The 21,099-nt window shown below is 69.1% G+C and carries 36 protein-coding genes; 1 reads left to right on the forward strand and 35 read right to left on the reverse strand.

The annotated features are described in order from the left end of the window. Nucleotides 1–31: 31 nt before the first annotated feature. Entirely contained in the window at nucleotides 32–751 is a 720-nt protein-coding gene (locus tag M8542_RS20550) for a hypothetical protein (RefSeq protein WP_257921839.1), read from the forward strand. A 54-nt stretch (nucleotides 752–805) separates the two neighbouring features. Here the strand turns inward: M8542_RS20550 and truA are convergent, their stop codons facing one another. The 35 genes from truA to rplC all read right to left on the reverse strand — a co-directional run bounded on the left by truA (nucleotide 806) and on the right by rplC (nucleotide 21,092). Beyond that, on the reverse strand, nucleotides 806–1,633 hold the full coding sequence (gene truA / locus M8542_RS20555; protein ID WP_257921868.1) for a tRNA pseudouridine(38-40) synthase TruA: 828 nt from the start codon (nucleotides 1,631–1,633) through the stop codon (nucleotides 806–808). 65 nt (nucleotides 1,634–1,698) lie between these two features. Then, nucleotides 1,699–2,376 carry a 50S ribosomal protein L17, sunset domain variant gene (gene rplQ, locus M8542_RS20560; RefSeq protein WP_257921840.1) on the reverse strand — a complete coding sequence of 226 codons (678 nt, stop codon included), beginning with the start codon at nucleotides 2,374–2,376 and terminating at the stop codon, nucleotides 1,699–1,701. Nucleotides 2,377–2,417: 41 nt separating this feature from the next. After that, nucleotides 2,418–3,512: a DNA-directed RNA polymerase subunit alpha gene (locus M8542_RS20565; RefSeq protein WP_257921869.1), complete on the reverse strand. Its 1,095-nt coding sequence runs from the start codon at nucleotides 3,510–3,512 to the stop codon at nucleotides 2,418–2,420. Nucleotides 3,513–3,599: 87 nt separating this feature from the next. Beyond that, nucleotides 3,600–4,205: a 30S ribosomal protein S4 gene (gene rpsD / locus M8542_RS20570; RefSeq protein WP_257921841.1), complete on the reverse strand. Its 606-nt coding sequence runs from the start codon at nucleotides 4,203–4,205 to the stop codon at nucleotides 3,600–3,602. 23 nt (nucleotides 4,206–4,228) lie between these two features. After that, entirely contained in the window at nucleotides 4,229–4,636 is a 408-nt protein-coding gene (rpsK, locus tag M8542_RS20575; protein ID WP_004558885.1) for a 30S ribosomal protein S11, read from the reverse strand. Between the two features lie 18 nt (nucleotides 4,637–4,654). Next, nucleotides 4,655–4,840 (reverse strand): hypothetical protein, encoded by a 186-nt coding sequence (locus M8542_RS20580; protein WP_013222623.1) that lies wholly within the window; start codon nucleotides 4,838–4,840, stop codon nucleotides 4,655–4,657. Next, nucleotides 4,837–5,217, reverse strand: a complete 381-nt coding sequence (gene rpsM, locus M8542_RS20585; RefSeq protein ID WP_004558883.1) for a 30S ribosomal protein S13 — start codon at nucleotides 5,215–5,217, stop codon at nucleotides 4,837–4,839. Before rpsM ends, M8542_RS20580 begins: the two co-directional genes overlap by 4 nt. Before the next feature lie 204 nt (nucleotides 5,218–5,421). Further along, nucleotides 5,422–5,535, reverse strand: coding sequence for a 50S ribosomal protein L36 (rpmJ, locus tag M8542_RS20590; protein ID WP_004558882.1), 114 nt, complete (start codon nucleotides 5,533–5,535; stop codon nucleotides 5,422–5,424). A 307-nt stretch (nucleotides 5,536–5,842) separates the two neighbouring features. Further along, on the reverse strand, nucleotides 5,843–6,619 hold the full coding sequence (gene map, locus M8542_RS20595; protein ID WP_257921870.1) for a type I methionyl aminopeptidase: 777 nt from the start codon (nucleotides 6,617–6,619) through the stop codon (nucleotides 5,843–5,845). A 44-nt stretch (nucleotides 6,620–6,663) separates the two neighbouring features. Beyond that, on the reverse strand, nucleotides 6,664–7,218 hold the full coding sequence (locus tag M8542_RS20600; protein ID WP_257921842.1) for an adenylate kinase: 555 nt from the start codon (nucleotides 7,216–7,218) through the stop codon (nucleotides 6,664–6,666). After that, complete coding sequence (gene secY, locus M8542_RS20605) at nucleotides 7,215–8,522, reverse strand: preprotein translocase subunit SecY (protein ID WP_257921871.1); 1,308 nt, start codon at nucleotides 8,520–8,522, stop codon at nucleotides 7,215–7,217. Before secY ends, M8542_RS20600 begins: the two co-directional genes overlap by 4 nt. Nucleotides 8,523–8,798: 276 nt before the next feature. Continuing rightward, a complete protein-coding gene (locus M8542_RS20610) occupies nucleotides 8,799–9,428 on the reverse strand; it encodes a LysE family translocator (protein ID WP_257921843.1) in 630 nt (209 codons plus the stop codon). 37 nt (nucleotides 9,429–9,465) lie between these two features. Continuing rightward, nucleotides 9,466–10,533: a hypothetical protein gene (locus M8542_RS20615; RefSeq protein WP_257921844.1), complete on the reverse strand. Its 1,068-nt coding sequence runs from the start codon at nucleotides 10,531–10,533 to the stop codon at nucleotides 9,466–9,468. A 48-nt stretch (nucleotides 10,534–10,581) separates the two neighbouring features. Beyond that, a complete protein-coding gene (locus M8542_RS20620) occupies nucleotides 10,582–11,181 on the reverse strand; it encodes a hypothetical protein (protein ID WP_257921845.1) in 600 nt (199 codons plus the stop codon). Nucleotides 11,182–11,231: 50 nt separating this feature from the next. After that, nucleotides 11,232–11,705 carry a hypothetical protein gene (locus tag M8542_RS20625; RefSeq protein ID WP_257921846.1) on the reverse strand — a complete coding sequence of 158 codons (474 nt, stop codon included), beginning with the start codon at nucleotides 11,703–11,705 and terminating at the stop codon, nucleotides 11,232–11,234. A gap of 88 nt (nucleotides 11,706–11,793) precedes the next feature. Beyond that, entirely contained in the window at nucleotides 11,794–12,240 is a 447-nt protein-coding gene (gene rplO / locus M8542_RS20630; RefSeq protein WP_257921847.1) for a 50S ribosomal protein L15, read from the reverse strand. Beyond that, the gene (gene rpmD / locus M8542_RS20635; protein ID WP_257921848.1) at nucleotides 12,237–12,422 is read right to left on the reverse strand and encodes a 50S ribosomal protein L30; all 186 of its coding nucleotides are present in this window, start codon (nucleotides 12,420–12,422) and stop codon (nucleotides 12,237–12,239) included. Before rpmD ends, rplO begins: the two co-directional genes overlap by 4 nt. Before the next feature lies 1 nt (nucleotide 12,423). Next, complete coding sequence (rpsE, locus tag M8542_RS20640; RefSeq protein ID WP_257921849.1) at nucleotides 12,424–13,068, reverse strand: 30S ribosomal protein S5; 645 nt, start codon at nucleotides 13,066–13,068, stop codon at nucleotides 12,424–12,426. Between the two features lie 31 nt (nucleotides 13,069–13,099). Further along, nucleotides 13,100–13,498 carry a 50S ribosomal protein L18 gene (gene rplR, locus M8542_RS20645; protein WP_257921850.1) on the reverse strand — a complete coding sequence of 133 codons (399 nt, stop codon included), beginning with the start codon at nucleotides 13,496–13,498 and terminating at the stop codon, nucleotides 13,100–13,102. A gap of 2 nt (nucleotides 13,499–13,500) precedes the next feature. Then, a complete protein-coding gene (gene rplF, locus M8542_RS20650) occupies nucleotides 13,501–14,040 on the reverse strand; it encodes a 50S ribosomal protein L6 (protein WP_103350708.1) in 540 nt (179 codons plus the stop codon). A 16-nt stretch (nucleotides 14,041–14,056) separates the two neighbouring features. Continuing rightward, a complete protein-coding gene (rpsH, locus tag M8542_RS20655; RefSeq protein ID WP_004558871.1) occupies nucleotides 14,057–14,455 on the reverse strand; it encodes a 30S ribosomal protein S8 in 399 nt (132 codons plus the stop codon). Between the two features lie 91 nt (nucleotides 14,456–14,546). After that, complete coding sequence (locus M8542_RS20660) at nucleotides 14,547–14,732, reverse strand: type Z 30S ribosomal protein S14 (RefSeq protein WP_004558870.1); 186 nt, start codon at nucleotides 14,730–14,732, stop codon at nucleotides 14,547–14,549. Between the two features lie 4 nt (nucleotides 14,733–14,736). After that, complete coding sequence (rplE, locus tag M8542_RS20665; protein ID WP_257921851.1) at nucleotides 14,737–15,300, reverse strand: 50S ribosomal protein L5; 564 nt, start codon at nucleotides 15,298–15,300, stop codon at nucleotides 14,737–14,739. Then, nucleotides 15,300–15,614 (reverse strand): 50S ribosomal protein L24, encoded by a 315-nt coding sequence (gene rplX, locus M8542_RS20670; protein ID WP_086675498.1) that lies wholly within the window; start codon nucleotides 15,612–15,614, stop codon nucleotides 15,300–15,302. Before rplX ends, rplE begins: the two co-directional genes overlap by 1 nt. After that, a complete protein-coding gene (gene rplN, locus M8542_RS20675) occupies nucleotides 15,614–15,982 on the reverse strand; it encodes a 50S ribosomal protein L14 (protein ID WP_004558867.1) in 369 nt (122 codons plus the stop codon). The genes rplX and rplN overlap by 1 nt, the downstream gene beginning before the upstream one ends. Nucleotides 15,983–16,074: 92 nt before the next feature. Further along, a complete protein-coding gene (gene rpsQ / locus M8542_RS20680; protein WP_257921852.1) occupies nucleotides 16,075–16,353 on the reverse strand; it encodes a 30S ribosomal protein S17 in 279 nt (92 codons plus the stop codon). Continuing rightward, on the reverse strand, nucleotides 16,350–16,595 hold the full coding sequence (gene rpmC, locus M8542_RS20685; protein ID WP_033291188.1) for a 50S ribosomal protein L29: 246 nt from the start codon (nucleotides 16,593–16,595) through the stop codon (nucleotides 16,350–16,352). Before rpmC ends, rpsQ begins: the two co-directional genes overlap by 4 nt. Further along, nucleotides 16,595–17,014: a 50S ribosomal protein L16 gene (rplP, locus tag M8542_RS20690; protein ID WP_004558864.1), complete on the reverse strand. Its 420-nt coding sequence runs from the start codon at nucleotides 17,012–17,014 to the stop codon at nucleotides 16,595–16,597. Before rplP ends, rpmC begins: the two co-directional genes overlap by 1 nt. 3 nt (nucleotides 17,015–17,017) lie before the next feature. After that, nucleotides 17,018–17,845, reverse strand: coding sequence for a 30S ribosomal protein S3 (rpsC, locus tag M8542_RS20695; protein ID WP_257921853.1), 828 nt, complete (start codon nucleotides 17,843–17,845; stop codon nucleotides 17,018–17,020). After that, complete coding sequence (gene rplV, locus M8542_RS20700; protein ID WP_086857325.1) at nucleotides 17,845–18,261, reverse strand: 50S ribosomal protein L22; 417 nt, start codon at nucleotides 18,259–18,261, stop codon at nucleotides 17,845–17,847. Before rplV ends, rpsC begins: the two co-directional genes overlap by 1 nt. A gap of 31 nt (nucleotides 18,262–18,292) precedes the next feature. Further along, the gene (gene rpsS / locus M8542_RS20705) at nucleotides 18,293–18,574 is read right to left on the reverse strand and encodes a 30S ribosomal protein S19 (RefSeq protein ID WP_003102083.1); all 282 of its coding nucleotides are present in this window, start codon (nucleotides 18,572–18,574) and stop codon (nucleotides 18,293–18,295) included. Nucleotides 18,575–18,592: 18 nt separating this feature from the next. Beyond that, the gene (rplB, locus tag M8542_RS20710) at nucleotides 18,593–19,426 is read right to left on the reverse strand and encodes a 50S ribosomal protein L2 (RefSeq protein ID WP_257921854.1); all 834 of its coding nucleotides are present in this window, start codon (nucleotides 19,424–19,426) and stop codon (nucleotides 18,593–18,595) included. A gap of 15 nt (nucleotides 19,427–19,441) precedes the next feature. Then, nucleotides 19,442–19,753, reverse strand: a complete 312-nt coding sequence (gene rplW / locus M8542_RS20715) for a 50S ribosomal protein L23 (RefSeq protein ID WP_003102087.1) — start codon at nucleotides 19,751–19,753, stop codon at nucleotides 19,442–19,444. Next, entirely contained in the window at nucleotides 19,750–20,439 is a 690-nt protein-coding gene (rplD, locus tag M8542_RS20720; protein WP_257921855.1) for a 50S ribosomal protein L4, read from the reverse strand. The genes rplW and rplD overlap by 4 nt, the downstream gene beginning before the upstream one ends. Then, nucleotides 20,436–21,092 carry a 50S ribosomal protein L3 gene (gene rplC, locus M8542_RS20725; protein WP_086675504.1) on the reverse strand — a complete coding sequence of 219 codons (657 nt, stop codon included), beginning with the start codon at nucleotides 21,090–21,092 and terminating at the stop codon, nucleotides 20,436–20,438. The genes rplD and rplC overlap by 4 nt, the downstream gene beginning before the upstream one ends. Nucleotides 21,093–21,099: the final 7 nt, after the last annotated feature.

A 21,099-nucleotide genomic window follows, 5' to 3' on the forward strand; every position in this document is an offset into this window, starting at 1 on the left:
ATGCCGCGCCGAGCGTTAGCGAGGTGTGCGCATGAGTTCCCGCGTCCGTGACGCCGGGCAGAACGCCGGTGTGGCGCCGGAGTTCACCGTCGACCCCGCGATGCTCGACGCGATCAGCCCTTCGGGTGACCGCGGGGGCATCGTGCTGGGCTCGGGCCTGAAGGGCGAGCCGCTGACGATCTCGGCGCTGCGCTCGACGCCGACCCGCATCGTGCTGGTGGGTGGGCTGTACCTGGCCCGCCAGGTGGCGATGCGCGCGATGGCCGTCGGCGCGTGGGTCGTGGTCGCGACCGGGCGCCCGACCGAGTGGCAGGTGCTCTCCCGCGCGGCGGGCAGCCGCGACGGCCGGCCGTCGCCGCTGGTGCAGATCCGGCGGCTGTCGCCGGTCGAGCTGCCGCGGCCGTCGGAGGACGCGCCGCTGCTGGTGGTCACCGACGGCGGCCCGACCCCGCAGGACCTGTTCCCGCCCCGCTCGCCCTGGCAGACGACGGTGTACGTGCTGCCGTACCTGCACCCGCAGGCGGGCGTGACGGCGAACGCGGCGGACCTGGTGCTGATGCAGCGCCTCCCGGCCGGTCAGGCCGAGCTGGCGGGCCGCATCTGGAACCTGCCGCCGCAGATGATGCGCCAGCTCACGATGCTCAAGGACGACCAGGTGGTGGCCCTGGGCCGCAACCTGTGGCGCCCGCTGCGCCTGGTGACGACGGGCAAGGAGCAGCAGCTGCTGGGCCCGGTCCGCCGCGGCGACTGACGTTCTCCACGACGAAGGCGGGTGGTTCCCTCGGGGAGCCACCCGCCTTGTGCGTCAGAGCGAGGTGCGGACGTTGCGCGTCTGCTCGGCGCGGGCCGCGAGTTCGTCGTCCGGCGGGTAGTCCACGCCCAGCAGCGTCAGACCGTGGGCCGGGGCCACCGCGCTGTCGCGGATGCCGCTCTCCAGCACCTTCGCCGGCCAGCCGTCGCTCCGGCGGCCGTCGCCCACCAGCAGCAGGACGCCGACCAGGCTGCGGACCATCGAGTGGCAGAACGCGTCCGCCGAGACCCGGACCTCGAGCAGGTGCTCGTCGACCCGCGCCCACTCCAGGCGCTGCAGCTCACGGATCGTCGTGCCCGTGTCGCGCTGCTTGCAGTACGCGGCGAAGTCGTGCAGGCCCAGCAGCTCCGCGGCGGCCGCGTTCATCGCGTCCGTCGACAGTGGACGGTTCCAGGCCAGCGTGTCGTTGCGGCGCAACGGGTCGACGCCCCAGGGCGCGTCGGAAACCCGGTAGCGGTAGTGCCGGCGGATCGCCGAGAACCGCGCGTCGAAGCCCGGCGCGGCCACCCGGGCGCCCAGCACCCGGACGTCACCGGGCAGCAGGCGGTTCCAGCGACCGGTCATGCGCGTCAGGTCGGGAATGCCCTGAGCGGACACGGGAATCCGCCCGGAGGACTCCGAAAGCGGGACGACGTCGACGTGCACCACCTGGCCGGTCGCGTGCACGCCGGCGTCCGTGCGGCCCGCCACGACCACGGACTTGGGCACCGCGGCCCCCGGCGGCTGCCGGTGCAACGCCTCCTCCAGCAGGCCCTGGACCGTGCGGCGCGAGGGCTGCCGCGCCCAGCCCGAGAAGTCCGTGCCGTCGTAGGAGACGTCCAGGCGCAGACGAACGAGCCCGCCCTCCCCAGCGGGGGTGGCGGGCTCGTCCGGTGTCGGCTCTGCCGTCAGGACTCGTCGTCCTGCTGCGACGGCGGCAGCGAGAAGCCCGCGGCTTCGGCGGCCTCGGCGGAGGCGAACCACACCTCGGCCTTGGTCTGCTCGTAGTACGGGCTGTCCTCGGTGTGGTAGTACTTCGACTCGTCGTTGCCCTTGATCGGGAAGCCCTCGGGCTGCGTCCCGTCCTCGAGCGCGGCGTGGCTGCCCTCGCCGTAAGGAGCCTCCGAAGCGGCTTCCTCGGCAGCGGGGGTCGCCTCGACGGCGGCGGCCGGCTTCTCGTCCTTCGCGAACTTCGTCTTCCGAGCGCGCTCGGCTTCCGAAGTCACCGTCTTCTCGGCCACCAGCTCGATGACGGCCATGGGCGAGTTGTCGCCCTTGCGCGGCATCGTCTTGGTGATGCGGGTGTAGCCACCCGCGCGCTCCGCGAAGTGCGGGCCGATCTCGGCGAACAGCTTGTGCACGACGTCCTTGTCACGGACGACCCGCTGCACCTGACGACGGTTGTGCAGGTCGCCCCGCTTCGCCTTCGTGATCAGCTTCTCGGCCAGCGGACGGACCCGCTTCGCCTTCGCCTCGGTGGTCGTGATCTTGCCGTGCTCGAACAGCTGCGTGGCCAAGTTGGCCAGGATCAGCCGCTCGTGCGCGGCCGACCCGCCGAGCCGGGCTCCCTTGGTAGGGGTGGGCATTGGTTCTCCTAGTTCAGCTCACAGCGTCCAGGCCGACGGCCTTAGAGCTGCTCGGTCTCTGCGTAGTCCTGGCCATCGTCGTGGCCATCGTCCGAAATGCCGCCGGCGATCCCACCGACACCCTCCGACCAGCCCTCACCGTCGTAGCTGGCGGCGGCGGCGGTCGGGTCGAACCCGGGCGGGCTGTCCTTCAGCGCGAGGCCGAGACCGACGAGCTTCAGCTTGACCTCGTCGATCGACTTGGCGCCGAAGTTGCGGATGTCGAGCAGGTCCGCCTCGGAGCGCGAGACGAGCTCGCCCACCGTGTGGATGCCCTCGCGCTTGAGGCAGTTGTACGACCGGACGGTGAGGTCCAGGTCCTCGATCGGCATCGCGTAGGCGGCGATGGTGTCCGCCTCCTGCGGCGACGGGCCGATCTCGATGCCCTCGGCGTCGACGTTCAGCTCGCGGGCGAGACCGAACAGCTCCACCAGCGTCTTGCCGGCCGACGCGACCGCGTCGCGCGGCGTGATCGACGGCTTGGTCTCGACGTCCAGGATCAGCTTGTCGAAGTCGGTGCGCTGCTCGACACGGGTGGCCTCGACCTTGTAGGTCACCTTGAGCACCGGCGAGTAGATCGAGTCGACCGGGATCCGGCCGATCTCCGCGCCCGCCTGCTTGTTCTGCAGGGCCGGAACGTAACCGCGGCCGCGCTCGACGACGAGCTCGATCTCGAGCTTGCCCTTGCCGTTCAGCGACGCGATGTGCAGATCCGGGTTGTGCACGGTGACACCCGCCGGCGGCACGATGTCGGCCGCCGTGACCTCACCCGGGCCCTGCTTGCGCAGGTACATGGTGACCGGCTCGTCCTCTTCCGAGGACACCACGAGCTCCTTGAGGTTCAGGATGATGTCGGTGACGTCTTCCTTCACCCCGGGAACGGTGGTGAACTCGTGCAGCACGCCGTCGATGCGGATGCTCGTCACGGCCGCGCCCGGGATGGACGACAGCAGCGTGCGACGCAGCGAGTTGCCGAGCGTGTAGCCGAAGCCGGGCTCCAGCGGTTCGATGGTGAACCGGGAGCGGGTCTCGTTGACCGTCTCTTCGCCGAGAGCCGGCCGCTGGGAAATCAGCATTTCTTCCTGGTTCCTTTCCAGACGACGCCCGCCATATGACGTCGAAGGGATGGCGCGGCGGCGGCGCACCTGTTGCGCCGCCGCCCGTAATCCAGCGAGGCCGGACTACTACTTCGAGTAAAGCTCGACGATCAGCTGTTCCTGAACCGGAACGTCGATCTGCGCACGCTCCGGCAGCTGGTGGACCAGCACGCGGAGGTTGGCCTGGACGACCTGCAGCCACGCCGGGATCGGGCGCTCGCCGAAGGACTCCTTCGCCGCCACGAACGGCAGCATGCCCATCGACTTCGGCCGCACGTCGATGATGTCCCACTTGGTGACCTGGAACGACGGGACGTTGACCTTCTTGCCGTTGACCACGAAGTGGCCGTGGCTCACCAGCTGCCGCGCCTGACGGCGGGTGCGGGCGATGCCGGCGCGGTAGATCACGTTGTCCAGCCGCGACTCGAGGATCTGCAGCAGGTTCTCACCGGTCTTGCCCGGACGCCGGACGGCTTCCTTGTAGTACCGGACGAACTGACGCTCGAGAACGCCGTAGGTGTAGCGAGCCTTCTGCTTCTCCTGCGACTGCAGGAGGTACTCGGACTCCTTGATGCGCCCGCGGCCGTGCTGGCCCGGCGGGTAGGGGCGACGCTCGAAAGCCTGGTCGCCGCCGATGAGGTCAACCTTGAGGCGACGCGAGATACGCGTCGCGGGGCCGGTGTAACGAGCCATTTCTTCTTACTCCTCCCCGTTCCTCAGACCCGGCGCCGCTTGGGCGGGCGGCAGCCGTTGTGAGGCTGCGGGGTCACGTCCTGGATGGTGCCGACCTCGAGGCCGGCCGCCTGCAGCGAGCGGATCGCCGTCTCGCGGCCCGAACCGGGGCCCTTCACGAAGACGTCGACCTTCTTCATGCCGTGCTCGGCGGCCTTGCGGGCAGCGTTCTCGGCGGCCATCTGCGCGGCGAACGGGGTGGACTTGCGGGAGCCCTTGAAGCCCACGTGACCACTCGACGCCCACGCGATCACGGCACCGGTCGGGTCCGTGATCGAGACGATGGTGTTGTTGAAGGTGCTCTTGATGTGCGCGTGACCGTGCGCAACGTTCTTCTTTTCCTTGCGGCGGACCTTCTTGGCCCCGGCCGCAGTACGAGACTTCGGTGGCATGTTCTGAGGGTTCTCCTGTTAACGCGCGTTTTCTTGGTGAGCGGCGACCGCTTCGGCCTGGCCGCGCCGGATGATCGAACCGGCGTCGGTGTACAGGTTGCGGAGCGCCATCGGGCGGGCGTAGAGCGCCTTGGGCGAGACACAAGCCGAGCCGCGGCGCTGGACGCCGCCCATCTGCACGACCTTCTTGCCCTGGACGCTCACTTCTTGCCAGCCTTCTTCTTGCCGGCGACCGTCTTCTTCGGACCCTTGCGGGTACGGGCGTTGGTCTTCGTGCGCTGACCGCGGACGGGAAGTCCGCGACGCCAGCGAAGGCCCTCGTAGCACCCGATCTCGATCTTCCGACGGATGTCGGCGTTCACCTCACGGCGAAGGTCACCCTCGACCTTGAAGTTCTCTTCGATGTACGTACGCAGCTTCGCGAGGTCGTCATCGCTGAGGTCCTTCACGCGGGTGTCCGCGTTGAGCTCGGCAGCCTTGATGAGCTGCTTCGAGCGGGTACGGCCGATGCCGTAGATGTACGTAAGCGCGATCTCCAACCGCTTCTCGCGGGGGAGGTCTACGCCAGCGAGTCGTGCCATTGGCGCTGATGCTCCTTCATTGAATTCGTCTTCAGGTCTGCTCCCCGTCCGGTTCCGGGACCGACTCGCCTGTCGTGCCCTCGGCTCGCGCCTCGGGTGTCCCAGCCCCGGCCTGAAGTCCGGGGGTGAACCGGGCCGCTTGCGTGGCCCGGCAGGTGCGGGGAGGTTGTGTAGCCGTCAATCCACTCTGGTCGAGTGCTGTGATCAGCCCTGCCGCTGCTTGTGCCGCAGGTTCTCGCAGATCACCATGATCCGGCCGTGGCGGCGGATCACCTTGCACTTGTCGCAGATCTTCTTGACGCTCGGCTGGACCTTCACGTCTTCTGCTCTCCTGCTTCTGAGCTGCTCATCCGATCACTTGTAGCGGTAGACGATGCGGCCGCGCGTGAGCCGCCCCACCTGGTGATCAGCTGAGCACGAGTGCCTGTCTGGGTGGAACATCGGCACACCGGTGCCCGAGTCCCAAGATCGTGAGTTCACGAGCGCGCAGGATCCGGGCGCGATAAGTGCGCCGACTTGACAGTGTACGCATCCCGTGTCGCGACCCCCAAACCGGGGGTGACCGTGCTAGAGGAACGTGCAGGTGGACGTGATCCAGATCACCGCTTGTGGGTGAACGTGCAGGTCAGGCGTCTTCCGGGGCCGTGAGCACCCAGGGACCGTCTTCGGTGATCGCGACGGTGTGCTCCCAGTGCGCCGCGCGGGAGCCGTCGGCCGTGACGACCGTCCAGCCGTCGTCCAGCTCGCGGGTCTCGCCGCCACCGCCGGTGAGCATCGGCTCGATCGCCAGCGCCATGCCGGGCTTCAGCCGCGGGCCCTTGCCCGGCTTGCCGATGTTCGGCAGGAACGGGTCCATGTGCATCTGGCGGCCGATGCCGTGGCCGCCGTACTCGACGATCATCCCGTACTCGACGCCGTCGTCGCGGCCCGCGCGTTCGGCGGCCGACTGGACGGCGTGGGAGATGTCGGTGAGCCGGCCGCCGGCGCTGACCGCCTCGATGCCGGCCCACATCGCCGCCTCGGTCGCCGCGGACAGCGCCAGGTCGGCGTCGGAGACCGCGCCGATGGCCAGCGTGACGGCGGAGTCGCCGTGCCAGCCCTCGAGGATGGCGCCGCAGTCGACGGAGATGATGTCGCCGTCGGCCAGCACCTGCGTCTTCGCCGGGATGCCGTGGACGATCTGCTCGTTCACCGACGCGCAGATCGACGCCGGGAAGCCGTGGTAGCCCAGGAACGAAGGCACCGCGCCGGCGTCCCGGATCGTCTGCTCGGCCAGCTCGTCGAGCTCGGCGGTGCTGACGCCCGGTTTCGCGACGGCCCGGACGGCCGCCAGGGTGCGGGCCACGACGAGGCCCGCGGCACGCATCGCCTCGAGCTCGCCGGGGGTCTTGACCTCGATCATGCGCCCGCGCCGGAGCACTTGCAGAACACGCAACCCTCCGAGATTCACGTGCGGTCGCGCAGCGCTTCCAGCACCCGGCCGGAGATCTCCTCGACGCTGCCGACGCCGTCGACGGTCACGAGGATGTCGGCGTAGTACTCCAGCAGCGGCGCGGTGTCCGACACGTAGATCTGCTGACGCCGGCGGATGACCTCTTCGGTGTCGTCCGCGCGGCCGCGCGACATGAGCCGGCCGACGACGACGTCCTCGGGCACCTGCAGCTGGATCACGGCGTCGAGCGAGACGTCGGTGTCGCTCAGGATCTCGCCGAGGACCTCGGCCTGCTTGGTGTTGCGGGGGAAGCCGTCGAGCAGGAAGCCGGCCTTCGCGTCCGGCTCGGCGAGCCGCTCGCGGACCATCTCGTTGGTCACCGAGTCGGGCACGAGCTCGCCCGAGTCCAGGTAGCGCTTGGCCTCCTGGCCGAGCGGGGTCTCCTGGCCGACGTGCGCGCGGAACAGGTCACCCGTCGAGATGTGCGGGATGCGCAGCTGCTCGGACAGGGCCACCGCCTGCGTGCCTTTGCCCGCACCTGGGGGGCCGACGAGAACCAGGCGTGTCACTTCAAGAACCCTTCGTAGTTTCGCTGCATCAGCTGGCTTTCGATCTGCTTCACGGTGTCGAGCCCGACGCCGACCATGATCAGCACGGACGTGCCACCGAACGGGAAGTTCTGGTTGTTCCCGCTACCGGTGAGCGACAGGAAGAAGTTCGGAAGAATTGCCACGATGCCCAGGTACAGCGAACCCGGCAGGGTGATGCGGCCGAGAACGAAGCTGAGGTACTCCGCGGTGGGGCGGCCCGGCCGGATGCCCGGGATGAACCCGCCGAACTTCTTCATCTCTTCCGCACGCTCGTCCACGTTGAACGTGATCGTGATGTAGAAGTACGTGAAGAAGATGATCAAGGCGAAGTACAGCAGGATGTGGACCCAGTTGCCCTGGTTGACCACGTAGTTCTGGATGAAGGACTTCCACCAGGAGTTGCTGTTCTGGTCCCCGATCAGCCTGCTGATCAGGTCCGGCAGGTACAGCAGCGAAGAGGCGAAGATGACCGGGATGACACCGGCCTGGTTCACCTTGATCGGCAGGTACGTCGACGTGCCGCCGTACATCCGGCGGCCGATCATGCGCTTGGCGTACTGCACCGGGATCCGGCGCTGGCCCTGCTCGACGAAGATGACGCTCGCGATGATCACGAGGCCGAACACGCAGATCATCGTCAGCGCGAGCCCGCCGCCGTTGGACAGGATGTTGCCGCCCTCGGCCGGGATGCGCGCCGCGATGTTCAGGAAGATCAGGACGGACATGCCGTTGCCGACGCCGCGCTCGGTGATCAGCTCGCCCAGCCACATCATGACGGCGGTGCCCGCGGTCATCGTGACGACGATGAGGGACAGCGCGTAGATGCTGTTGTCCGGGATGATCGACTGGTCGCAGTCGGGGAAGAGCTGCTTGCGGTCCGCCAGCGCGACCACGCCGGTGGCCTGCAGGATCGCCAGTGCGATCGTCAGGTACCGGGTGTACTGGGTCAGCTTGCCCTGACCGGACTGCCCTTCCTTCTTCAGCTCCTCGAACCGCGGGATGACCACGGTGAGCAGCTGGATGATGATGCTCGCCGTGATGTACGGCATGATGCCGGTCGAGAAGAGCGACAGCTGCAGCAGCGCACCGCCGCTGAACAGGTTCAGCAGCTGGTAGACGCCTTCCTGCTGACCCTGGGAGCTACAGGCCTGAACGGCTCCGTACGAGATCCCGGGTGCCGGAATCGTGGCACCGATTCGGTATACCGCGACGATGGCTAGCGTGAACAGGATCTTCTTGCGTAGATCCGGCGTCGCGAGAGCCGAGCGGAAGGCGCTGAACACGCGGGGGACCTCCTCGGCGTCGTCGGCCGTCCTCAACCGACGATCGGCTTGGCCGGCACGGTGGCCGGCGGGAACACACAGCACTACTGGCAGGCAAGCCAGGAACGCTTCGGGGCACACTCGTCCCGAAGCGTGTCGCCGACTCTAACAGCTTCACAGGGCGTGTCCGCAGTCCGTGTGCGTTTTCCGTACCAAGGTTGCTCCGGCGGGTTGATCCACTCCGCGGTCTTGGCCGTAATCCTTGACACATCAGCCTGGTGCGGGGGCGAATCCGGGTCACGCGTTCGACGTCGCGAGGACGCCGGCGAGGCCGACGAGGACGACCCCGGTGCCGCGGTCCACGCGGCGCCGGGCCCGCCGGGTGAGCTTGATCGTCTTCACCGCGGCGCCGGCGCCGACGTAGACCGAGCCGGCCAGGAACTCGGCGAGCAGGTACACCGCCCCCAGCAGCGCGATCTGTCCCGGAAAAGACCCGTGACCTGCGTCGATGAACTGCGGGACGAACGCGGTGAAGATCAGGATGGCCTTCGGGTTGGTGATCGCGACGCCGAATTCCTTGCGCGCGACGCGCCACGCGGACGCCGGTTCGGCGGGTGGCTCGGCGGCTTCGGCGGCGTCGTCCTTGTGCCGCGTCGTCGACCACAGGATGCGCAGACCGAGGTAGAACAGGTAGGCGGCGCCGGCCCACTTGATGATCGTCAGCGCGGTCTCGGAGGCGGCGAGCAGCTGCCCCAGCCCGGCCGCGACGGCCGTGATCAACAGCGTGAACGCGGCCAGCCGGCCACCCAGCCCGGCGAGGCCGCGGCGAACACCGTGCGTCATCCCGTGGTGGAGGCCGAGGAGGTTGTTCGCCCCTGGCGTAAGCGCGATGAGCACGGACGCCCCGAAGAAGACCAGCACGGTCACCACCTCCGGCCCCACCGTAACGGCCGCCGCCGGCGCGTCACTCGGGTTTTTCGGGCTCTTCCGGCGGCAGCACGGTGATGGCGACGCCGGTGGGCGGCGTCGGGGTGTCGCGGTAGGCGAGTTCGGGATCGGCCCACTCGGCGCTTCGCCACCGGGGCAGGTAGGCCACGACGGCCGCGGCGACGGCCGCCAAGACGGCCAGGACCAGCAGCCACATGCCGAGGCCGACGCCGACCTCGGTGTCCGCGTCGGGTTCGGCGATGGCGTCGAACTCGAGCCCGATCATCCCGACGGTGGCGACGACCCCGGTGGCGAAGACGGCCCCGGCGCCGACGAGCCACCGGCTGAGGGCACGGTCGGGCCGCGAGAAGGCGGTGAGGGCGGCCACGGCCAGCAGGAGGACGGCGACGACGAGCGGAATCCCGACGGGCGCGGCCGGGCGGTCGTCGATTTCCTGCCCGGGGAAGTCGAACTGGATGCCCCAGGCGGTCTGGGAGACGGTCAGCCGGGCGTCGAGGAAGCGCTGCCGGACGCCGATCTGCTGCTGCAGGCGGAACAGCGGCAGGAACAGGCCGCCGACGGTGAGCAGCGCCGCGAGGGAGGCGAGGAGCGCGGGCAGCCGGGTCGCCGGTGGGCGGGGCTCCGGGAGTGGTTCGGGCACGGGTTCGGGCTGGGCCGGGGCACCGGGCAGCTGGGCGACCGGGAAGGGCAGCGGCTGCGGGTTGGGGAACTCCGGCGGCTGGGGGAAGGCGTCGGCGGGTGGCCGGGCGTCCGCGAAGGGCAGCGGCTGGGCGTTGGGGAACGATGGCGGCCGGGCGGCCGGGAAGGCGTCGGCCGGCGTCCCGGCACCGGGCTCGAGCCCATCGGGGCGAGGCGCCTCGACCGGGAAGCTCAACGGCTGCGCATCGGCGGGCGCGGTGGACGCCTCGGCCGGGAAACTCAGCGGCTGCGCATCGGCAGGCGCGGCGGTCGGGAAGCCGAACGGCGTCCCGGCGCCGGGCTCGACCCCCTCCGGGCGAGGCGCCTCGACCGGGAAACTCAGCGGCGACGGCGCGGCATCATCCCGCGGTTCCGGCTCGAGCGGCTCCTGCGACGGTCTGTCCACCTGTCGATCCTCCGGCCGGGCACGCGCCGCCGCAAGGAATCTGTCCGGTCAGTCGTCTTCGGGCGGGAGGACCGTGATCGCCACTCCCGACGGCGGGGTCGTCGTGTCCGCGTACGCGACCGTCGGGTCCGCCCACTCCGGGCGGCTCGCCGCTGCCGCGCGGTGGGTCAGCGCCGCCGCCCCCGCGGCCACCAGCACCGCGGCGAACAGCAACCACAGGCCGGCCAGGACGGTGGTCACCGTCAGGGGTGCGCCGTCTTCGAAGAGGTTGCCGGCGCCCTGCACCGCGATCGTGCAGACCGCGCCGGCCAGGAAGGCCGCGGCCACCAGCGTCGTCCGGCGGGCGGCGGCGAGCGGCCGGCCGGTCGCCGCCTGGCGGACCGTCAGGACCAGCGCGGCCAGGAGCAGCACGCTCGCCAGCACCAGCGGGAGCCCGAGCGGCGGGCCCGGCGACGTCTGCTCCGGCTGGCCCGGGAACGCGTAGTCGATCCGCCAGGCGCGCAGGACGTTGTGCATGCTCTCCCCCGAGCCCGCGCCCATCGCCTGTTCGATGCGGAAGAACGGCAGGAACGTCCCGGCGATCGTCAACGCGAGGGCGAGCCCGGCGAGCGCCGCGGCGAACCGGGCCGGCTGCGTGAAGCGGTCCATCCCGTCGATCTTTCACGCTGACCCGGAGCCGCCACAAGCGGCCGGTCGGCTCAGTCGCGTCCGGGCCGGGGCTCGCGGTGGACCAGCACCGCGGCCAAGACGGCCAACGCCACCGCGACCACGAGTGCCCACAGCCCGTACGCCATGGTCGCCGGGCCCTCGCCGGTGCCGGCCGCGATGAAACCGATCGTGGCGACCGTGGCCACGAGGAACACCGCGGCCGCGAGCGTTGCCTGCTTCGCCGCCGCGCGGTGGCGGAGCTCCAGGACGAACGCCGCCAGGAGGATCGCCCCCGCCGCGAGCAACGCGATCCCGAACGGCGTCGACGGGGCCGCCGCCCCGGCTTCGTCGTCGAGCACGGTCACGCTGGCCCAGGCGCCGTGCACCGTCCACGCCGGACCGGGCTGGTCGGTGGTGAACAGCGGCAGGAAGTGGACCGCCACCGTCAGGAAGAACGCCAGGCCGATGAGGGCCAGGACGCGGAACGCCGGGTTGATCGGCGCCGACTGCGGTTCGGGGAGCACCCGGCCATCCTCCCGGCCGACCGGGGCGCCACGCAAAAGACGAAGGCCCGCCTGGCGGACCAGGCGGGCCTTCGCTCTGTCGAACTGCTCAGTTGGTGGTGGCGGAGCCACCGGCCGCTTCGAGCTTCTCCTTGGCGGAGCCGGAGAACGCGTCGGCGGTGACGTTCAGCTTGACGCCGTTCACGTCGCCGTTGCCGAGCACCTTGACGAGCTTGCCCTTGCGGACGAGCCCGCCCTTGACCAGCTCGTCGGCGCCGATGGCGCCGCCGTCCGGGAAGACGCGGGCGATGTCGCCCACGTTCACCGGCTGGTACTCGGTGCGGAAGCGGTTCTTGAAGCCGCGAAGCTTCGGCAGCCGCATGTGGATGGGCATCTGCCCACCCTCGAAGCCGGCGGGCACGTTCTTGCGGGCCTTGGTGCCCTTCGTGCCGCGACCGGCCGTCTTGCCCTTCGAACCCTCACCACGGCCGACGCGGATCTTGTCGGTCTTGGCGCCCGGAGCCGGGCGCAGGTGGTGGATCTTGATGGCCGTCATGCCTGGACCTCCTCGACCTCCACCAGGTGGCGGACGGTGTGGATCAGGCCGCGCACCTGGGGGGTGTCTTCACGCACGACGCTCTGGCGGATCTTGCGCAGCCCGAGGGTGCGCAGCGACTCGCGGTGCGCGTGCTTCGTGCCGATCTTGCTCTTGACCTGGGTGACCTTGACCTGAGCCATGTCAGACCCCCTGGCCCGCACGCTGGCGCAGCATCCGGGCCGGCGCGACGTCCTCGAGCGGGAGACCGCGGCGGGCCGCGACCTCTTCGGGACGCTGCAGGCCCTTCAGGGCCGCCACGGTCGCGTGCACGATGTTGATCGCGTTGTCGGAGCCGAGCGACTTCGACAGCACGTCGTGGACACCCGCGCACTCCAGCACGGCACGCACCGGGCCACCGGCGATGACGCCGGTACCGGCGGAGGCCGGACGGAGCAGCACGACACCGGCGGCTTCCTCGCCCCGGATCGGGTGCGGGATGGTGCCGGCGACGCGCGGAACGCGGAAGAAGTTCTTCTTCGCCTCTTCGACGCCCTTGGCGATGGCCGCGGGAACTTCCTTGGCCTTGCCGTAGCCGACGCCGACCTGACCGTCGCCGTCGCCGACGACCACCAGGGCGGTGAAGCTGAAGCGACGACCACCCTTGACGACCTTGGCGACGCGGTTGATCGTCACGACCTTCTCGAGGTGCGGGGTCTTGTCCTGGGCCGCCCCGCCACGGCCGCTGTCGCGCCGGTCACGGCGGTCGCGACGGTCACCGCGGTCGTTGCCGCCCTGACCGCCCGGCCCGCCCTGGCCGCCGCCGAATTGCCGCGTACGTCCCGGCATCAGGCTTTCCTTCCATTAACGAGCATCTGCATCAGAACTCCAACCCCGCCTCGCGGGCGGCGTCGGCGAGCGCGGCGATGCGGCCGTGGTAGGCGTTGCCACCACGGTCGAACACCACGGCCGAGATCCCGGCTTCCTTGGCACGCGCGGCGACGAGCTCCCCGACCTTCGCGGCCTTGGCCTTCTTGTCGCCGTCGAACGTCCGGAGGTCCGCCTCGAGGGTGGACGCCGAAGCCAGCGTGTGGCCGGCCAGGTCGTCGATCACCTGCACGGCGATGTGCCGCGAGGACCGCTTGACGACCAGGCGCGGGCGCTGCTCGGTGCCCGAAACCTTCTTGCGGAGCCGGAAGTGCCGACGGGCCTTCGCGACGCGGCGGCGGGTCGAGATGTCCTTGCCCACCGGCTTGCGCTTCGTAGTCGTGTCGCTCATGATCACTTACCCGTCTTTCCGACCTTGCGGCGGATCTTCTCACCCTCGTACCGCAGGCCCTTGCCCTTGTACGGGTCCGGGCGCCGCAGCTTGCGGATGACGGCCGAGATCTGGCCGACCTTCTGCTTGTCGATGCCCGAAACCGAGAACCGGGTCGGGGTCTCCACCTTGAAGGTGATGCCCTCCGGGGCCTCGATCTTGACCGGGTGCGAGTAGCCGAGGGCGAACTCGAGGTCCGAGCCCTTCGCCTGCACGCGGTAACCCACGCCGTGGATTTCCATCTTCTTCTCGTAGCCGGCGGTGACGCCGACGACGAGGTTGTTCACCAGCGTGCGGGTGAGCCCGTGGAGCGCCTTCGAGGTGCGCTCGTCGTCCGGACGCTTCACCAGCAGCGTGCCGTCTTCGTCGCGCTCGACGGTGATCGGCTCGGCGATGGTGTGCTCAAGGGTGCCCTTGGGCCCCTTGACCTTGATCTGCTGACCGTCGATGGTCACCTCGACCCCGGAAGGGACGGCGACCGGCAGCTTTCCGATGCGAGACATGCCTGTACCCCTTCCCTTACCAGACGTAGGCGAGGACTTCGCCGCCCACGCTGTTTCGCTTGGCCTGACGGTCCGTCTGCAGGCCACCGGACGTCGAGATGATCGCGATGCCCAGGCCGCCGAGCACGGACGGCAGTTCGGTCGATTTTGCGTAGACCCGCAGACCGGGCTTGGAGACGCGCCGGAGGCCGGCGATGCTCCGCTCACGGTTGGGGCCGTACTTGAGCTCGACGACGAGGTTCTTGTGCTTCTCGCCCGGCTCGTCGTGGTAACCCGCGATGTAGCCCTCGCGCTTGAGGATCTCGGCGATGTTCGCCTTGAGCTTCGAGTGCGGGAGCTTGACCTCGTCGTGGTACGCCGAGTTCGCGTTGCGCAGACGCGTCAAGAAGTCTGCGATGGGGTCGGTCATCGTCATGGTGACCTGTCAACCTTTCTCGCCCTGGTTCCCCGCCGCCCGGTACACGGGCGGCAGGGCCTGTGGCGAAGTGGGAGTTAAAAAGAAGCTCTTACCAGCTGGACTTGCGGACGCCGGGCAGCTCGCCCGCGTGCGCCATCTCGCGAAGGCAGATCCGGCAGAGCCCGAACTTGCGGAACACGGCGTGCGGACGGCCGCACCGCTGGCAGCGGGTGTAGGCGCGCACGGCGAACTTCGGCTTCTTCGCGGCCTTGTGGACCAGTGCTTTCTTGGCCATCGGCTCAGTTCTCCTTGAACGGGAAGCCGAGCTTGCGCAGCAGCGCCCGGCCCTCGTCGTCGTTCGTAGCGGTCGTGACGACGGTGACGTCCATGCCGCGGGGGCGGTCGATGGCGTCGGGGTCGATCTCGTGGAACATCGACTGCTCGTTGAGACCGAACGTGTAGTTGCCGTGGCCGTCGAACTGCTTCGGCGAAAGCCCGCGGAAGTCGCGGATACGCGGCAGCGCGATGGTCAGCAGCCGGTCGAGGAACTCCCACATCCGGTCGCCGCGCAGCGTGACGCGCGCGCCGATCGGCTGACCCTCGCGCAGCTTGAACTGCGCGATGGACTTGCGGGCCTTGCGGACCTCGGGCTTCTGACCGGTGATCAGGGACAGGTCCTTGACCGCGCCCTCGATCAGCTTGCTGTCACGGGCGGCGTCACCGACACCCATGTTGACGACGACCTTCACCACGCCCGGGATCTGGTGGACGTTGGCGAAGGAGAACTCCGCCTGCAGCTGGCCCTTGATCTCTTCGCGGTAGCGCACCTTGAGGCGCGGCGCGACCTTCTCTGCGGTGGTCATCAGATGTCCTTACCGTTCCGGCGCGAGATCCGGACCTTCTTGCCGTCCTCGCCGATGCGGTAACCCACCCGGGACGGCTTGCCGTCCGAGTCGACGACCATCACGTTCGAGACGTGGATGGGCGCCTCCTGCGTGACGATGCCACCGGACTGCGCGCCGCGCTGGGTCTGGGTGATCCGCGTGTGCTTCTTGATCCGGTTCACGCCCTCGACCAGCACGCGGTCGCGCTCGGGGTAAGCCTGGATGACCTTGCCCTTGGCGCCCTTGTCCTTGCCGGCGATGACGACGACCGTGTCGCCCTTCTTCACCTTCATCACAGCACCTCCGGCGCGAGCGAAATGATCTTCATGAACTTTCGGTCGCGCAGCTCGCGGCCCACCGGGCCGAAGATGCGGGTGCCCCGGGGCTCGTTGTCGTTCTTGATGAGCACGGCGGCGTTCTCGTCGAACCGGATGTAGGAACCGTCCGGACGACGACGCTCCTTGACCGTGCGGACGATGACGGCCTTGACGACGTCGCCCTTCTTCACCCCGGCAGCCGGGATGGCGTCCTTCACGGTGGCGACGATGATGTCGCCGATGCCGGCGTAGCGCCGCCCGGAACCACCGAGAACCCGGATGCAGAGGATTTCCTTCGCACCCGTGTTGTCGGCTACCCGAAGCCGCGACTCCTGCTGGATCACGTCAACTCCTGTATGTCGCGCCGGTTCTCGCCCGCTGGTGAGGATTCACCGTGGCGAGCCTTGCGGAACTAAGGACTCTTGAAGAGCCCTGCTTACTTGGCCTTCTCCACGATCTGGACCAGGCGCCACCGCTTCGATGCCGAAAGCGGGCGAGTCTCCATCAAGGTGACCCGGTCGCCCACGCCCGCCTCGTTGTTCTCGTCGTGCACCTTGACCTTGGTGGTGCTGCGGACGACCTTCGAGTAACGCGGGTGCTTCTTGCGGTCCTCGAGCTCGACCACGATCGTCTTGTCCATCTTGTCCGAGACGACCAGACCTTCACGAACCTTGCGGTAGTTCCGGGCCTTCGTCTCAGTGGTGGGCTCGCTCATGCGGCACCTTCACTCTCGGCGTCGGGAGCCACGGAAAGCCCGAGCTCGCGCTCACGCATGACCGTGTAGATCCGCGCGATGTCCGTGCGGACGGTGCGCAGCCGACGGTTGTTGTCCAGCTGCCCGGTCGCCATCTGGAAGCGGAGGTTGAACAGCTCCTCCTTGTACTCCTTCAGACGCAGAACGAGCTCTTCCGCGGTGAGCTCACGCAGCTCCGATGCCTGAACGGCTCCGCTCGCCATCAGAACTCACCACCTTCACGGGTCACGATGCGGCACTTCATGGGAAGCTTGTGGATCGCGCGGCGGAGCGCCTCGCGGGCGGTCTCCTCGTTCGGGAACGAGATCTCGAACATCACGCGGCCCGGCTTCACGTTGGCGATCCACCACTCGGGCGAACCCTTACCGGAACCCATGCGGGTTTCGGCCGGCTTCTTGGTCAGCGGGCGGTCCGGGTAGATGGTCGTCCACACCTTGCCGCCACGCTTGATGTGACGGGTCATGGCGATACGAGCGGACTCGATCTGCCGGTTCGTCACGTAGCTGTGCTCAAGCGCCTGGATGCCGTACTCGCCGAAGCTGACCTTCGTGCCACCCTTGGCGGCGCCGTGGCGCTTCGGGGAGTGCTGCTTCCGGTGCTTGACCCTGCGCGGGATGAGCACGTCTCAGCCCTCCGTCTTTTCTGCGGTCTCGGTGGCCGGAGCCGCCGGGGCCTCGGTCGTGGCGGCGGCGGCCGCGCGACCGGCTTCGGTCGAGGTGGCCGTCGTGCCCGAGGCGCCGGAACGACGCGGGCGGGACGGCCGGTCGCTGCGCTCGCGACGCGGCGCGCGCTCGGCGGCGTCACGGGCCTCGCGGGCCTTCAGGCCACCGACGAGCTCACCCTTGTAGATCCACACCTTGACGCCGATGCGCCCGAACGTCGTCTTGGCCTCGAAGAAGCCGTAGTCGATGTCGGCACGCAGCGTGTGCAGCGGGACCCGGCCGTCGCGGTAGTGCTCGGAGCGGGACATCTCGGCGCCGCCGAGACGACCGCCGCACTGCACGCGGATGCCCTTGACCTGCGGCGAGCGCATGGAGGTCTGGATCGCCTTCCGCATCGCGCGGCGGAACGCCACGCGGTTGGAGAGCTGCTCCGCGACCGCCTGGGCGACCAGCTGGGCGTCGGCCTCGGGGTTCTTGACCTCGAGGATGTTCAGCTGGACCTGCTTCTTGGTCAGCTTCTCCAGCGCGCCGCGGATCCGGTCGGCCTCCGCGCCGCGGCGGCCGATGACGATGCCCGGCCGGGCGGTGTGGATGTCGACGCGGACGCGGTCACGCGTGCGCTCGATCTCGACCTTGGAGATGCCGGCCCGCTCCATGCCCGTGGAGAGCAGCTTGCGGATCTTGACGTCCTCGGCCACGTACTCGGCGTACTGCTTGTCGGCGTACCAGCGCGACTTCCAGTCCGTGGTGATACCCAGGCGGAAACCGTGCGGGTTGATCTTCTGGCCCACTACCGGCCACCTGCCTTCTTCTTGCTCTGAGCCTTCTGCGCGACGGCCGGACGCGACTCCACCTCGACGGTGATGTGGCTGGTCCGCTTGCGGATCCGGTACGCGCGCCCCTGGGCACGCGGGCGGATGCGCTTGAGGGTCGGGCCCTCGTCGGCGTACGCGTTCTTGACCCAGAGGGTGTCCGGGTCCAGCTGAAGGTTGTTCTCGGCGTTGGCCACGGCGCTGGCGAGCACCTTCGCGACCGGCTCGCTGGCCGCCTGGGGGGCGAACCGGAGCACGGCCAAGGCGTCGGCGGCGCTACGTCCCTTGATGAGCTCGATCACCCGGCGCACCTTGGTCGGCGAGTCCCGGACGAAGCGAGCCCGCGCGTAAGCCGTAGGCAGGGCCTCGACCGTCGCGTCGTTCTGGGCGTTCATCGCTACTTCCCTTGTCTTGTTTCGTGCCCGCTCAGCGGCGGCGCGACTTGCGGTCGTCCTTGATGTGGCCCTTGAAGGTCCGCGTCGGGGCGAACTCGCCCAGCTTGTGACCCACCATGGCCTCGGTGACGAACACCGGGACGTGCTTGCGGCCGTCGTGCACGGCGATCGTGTGACCCAGGAAGTCCGGGATGATCGTCGAGCGACGCGACCAGGTCTTGATGACCGTCTTCTTGCCCGATTCGTTCAGCGCGTCCACCTTCTTGAGCAGGTGGTCGTCCACGAACGGGCCCTTCTTAAGGCTGCGTGGCATGTGCTTCTACCTCCCTGCTCAGCGCTTCTTGCCGGTACGCCGGCGGCGGACGATGAGGGCGTCGCTCGGCTTGCGCCGACGCGTCCGGCCCTCGGGCTTACCGTTCGGGTTGACCGGGTGGCGACCACCGGAGGTCTTGCCCTCACCACCACCGTGCGGGTGGTCGACCGGGTTCATGACGACACCACGGACCGTGGGGCGCTTGCCGCGCCAGCGGTTGCGGCCGGCCTTGCCCCAGTTGATGTTGGCGTGCTCGGAGTTGCCGACCTCGCCGACCGTGGCGCGGTTGCGCACGTCCACGTTGCGGATCTCGCCCGAGGGGAGACGCAGCTGGGCGTACGGCCCGTCCTTGGCGACGAGCTGCACCTTCGCGCCCGCGGACCGCGCCATCTTCGCGCCGCCGCCGGGGCGGAGCTCGATCGCGTGGATCACGGTGCCGACCGGGATGTTGCGCAGCGGCAGGTTGTTGCCCGGCTTGATGTCGGCCCGGGGGCCGTTCTCGACGGTGTCGCCCTGCTTCAGCTTCTCCGGCGCGATGATGTAGCGCTTCTCGCCGTCGGCGTAGTGCAGCAGCGCGATGCGCGCGGACCGGTTGGGGTCGTACTCGATGTGCGCGACCTTGGCCGGGATGCCGTCCTTGTCGTTGCGACGGAAGTCGATGACGCGGTAAGCACGCTTGTGGCCGCCACCCTTGTGCCGGGTGGTGATCTTGCCGGACGAGTTGCGACCGCCCGAACCGCTCAGCGGACGAAGCAGCGACTTCTCCGGGGTGGAGCGGGTGATCTCGGCGAAGTCCGAGACGCTCGAACCGCGACGACCCGGGGTCGTCGGCTTGTACTTGCGGATGCCCATTGTCAGCTCAGTCCTTTACGCGGTGGGTCCGCCGAAGATCTCGATCGCCTTGCTCTCGGGCGAAAGAGTCACGATGGCGCGCTTGGTGTCCTTGCGCTTGCCGAAGCCGGCGCGAGTCCGCTTCCGCTTGCCCTGGCGGTTGGCCGTGTTGACGCTGACCACCTTGACGCCGAACACCTTCTCGACCGCGATCTTGATCTGGGTCTTGTTGGCGTCCGGGCGGACGATGAACGTGTACTTGTGGTCCTCGAGCAGCCCGTAGGACTTCTCGGAGATGACCGGCGCGAGCAGGATGTCGCGGGGGTCCGGAATGGCGACCGAACTCACTTCTCGTCACTCCCTTCCGTGACCTCGCCCGACCGCGCGGAAGCCTTGACGGCCTTGCCACGGGCGGGGCCGGCGACGAACGCGTCGTACGCGGCCTTGGTGAACACGACGTCGTCGTTGACCAGCACGTCGTAGGTGTTGAGCTGGTCGGCCCAGAGGATGTGCACCTCGGGCAGGTTCCGCAGGGAGACCCAGCTGAGCTCGTCGGCCCGGTCCAGCACCACGAGCACGCGCTTCGCCTGCGTCACCGCGGCGAGGACGGTCTTGGCGGCCTTGGTCGACGGCTTCTCGCCGGTCACCAGCTCGGTGACGACGTGGAGCTGGCCGGCGCGCGCCCGGTCGGAGAGGGCGCCACGCAGGGCGGCGGCCTTCATCTTCTTCGGGGTGCGCTGGGAGTAGTCACGCGGCGTGGGGCCGTGCACGACGCCACCGCCGGCGAACTGCGGCGCGCGGGTCGAACCCTGGCGGGCACGGCCGGTGCCCTTCTGCCGGTACGGCTTCTTGCCGCCACCGGAGACCTCACCACGGGTCTTCGTGTCGTGCGTGCCCTGGCGCGCGGCGGCCAGCTGGGCCACCACCACCTGGTGCATCAGCGCGACATTGGCCTGCACGTCGAAGATCTCCTCGGGGAGGTCCACGGTGCCGTCGGCTTTACCGGCCGGGGTCTTCAGCTCGACGCTTGTCATTCGGAGTTACCACCCTTCGCGGCGCTGCGCACGAACAGCAAGCCGCCCTTGGGACCGGGCACGGCGCCCTTGATCAGCAGCAGGCCGTCTTCGGCACGCACGGCGTGCACGGTCAGGTTCTGCGTGGTGACCCGGTCGTTGCCCATCCGGCCCGCCATGCGCAGGCCCTTGAAGACGCGGCCGGGGGTGGCGCAGCCACCGATCGAACCCGGCTTGCGGTGCACGGCCTGGGCACCGTGGCTCGCGCCCTGGCCCTTGAAGCCGTGGCGCTTCATGACACCGGCGTAGCCCTTGCCCTTGCTGGTACCGGTCACGTCGACCTCGACGCCGGCGGCGAACACCTCGGCGGTGATCTCCTGGCCGACCTCGTAGGTCTCGGCGTCGGTGGTACGCAGCTCCGCGAGGAAGCGCCGCGGGGTCACGCCCGCCTTGTCGTAGTGGCCGGTGCGCGGCTTGTTCACCTTGCGCGGGTCGACCGCGCCGAACGCCAGCTGCACGGCCTTGTAGCCGTCCTTCTCCTGGGTCCGAACCTGGGTGACCACGTTCGGGCCGGCCTTCACGACGGTGACCGGGACAACCCGGTTCTGCTCGTCGAAGACCTGGGTCATGCCGAGCTTGGTGCCCAGGATGCCCTTCATCTGCCTGTCAGACATGAGTCTC

It is taken from the genome of Amycolatopsis iheyensis, assembly GCF_024703995.1.
GTDB classification, from domain to species: Bacteria; Actinomycetota; Actinomycetes; order Mycobacteriales; family Pseudonocardiaceae; genus Amycolatopsis; species Amycolatopsis iheyensis.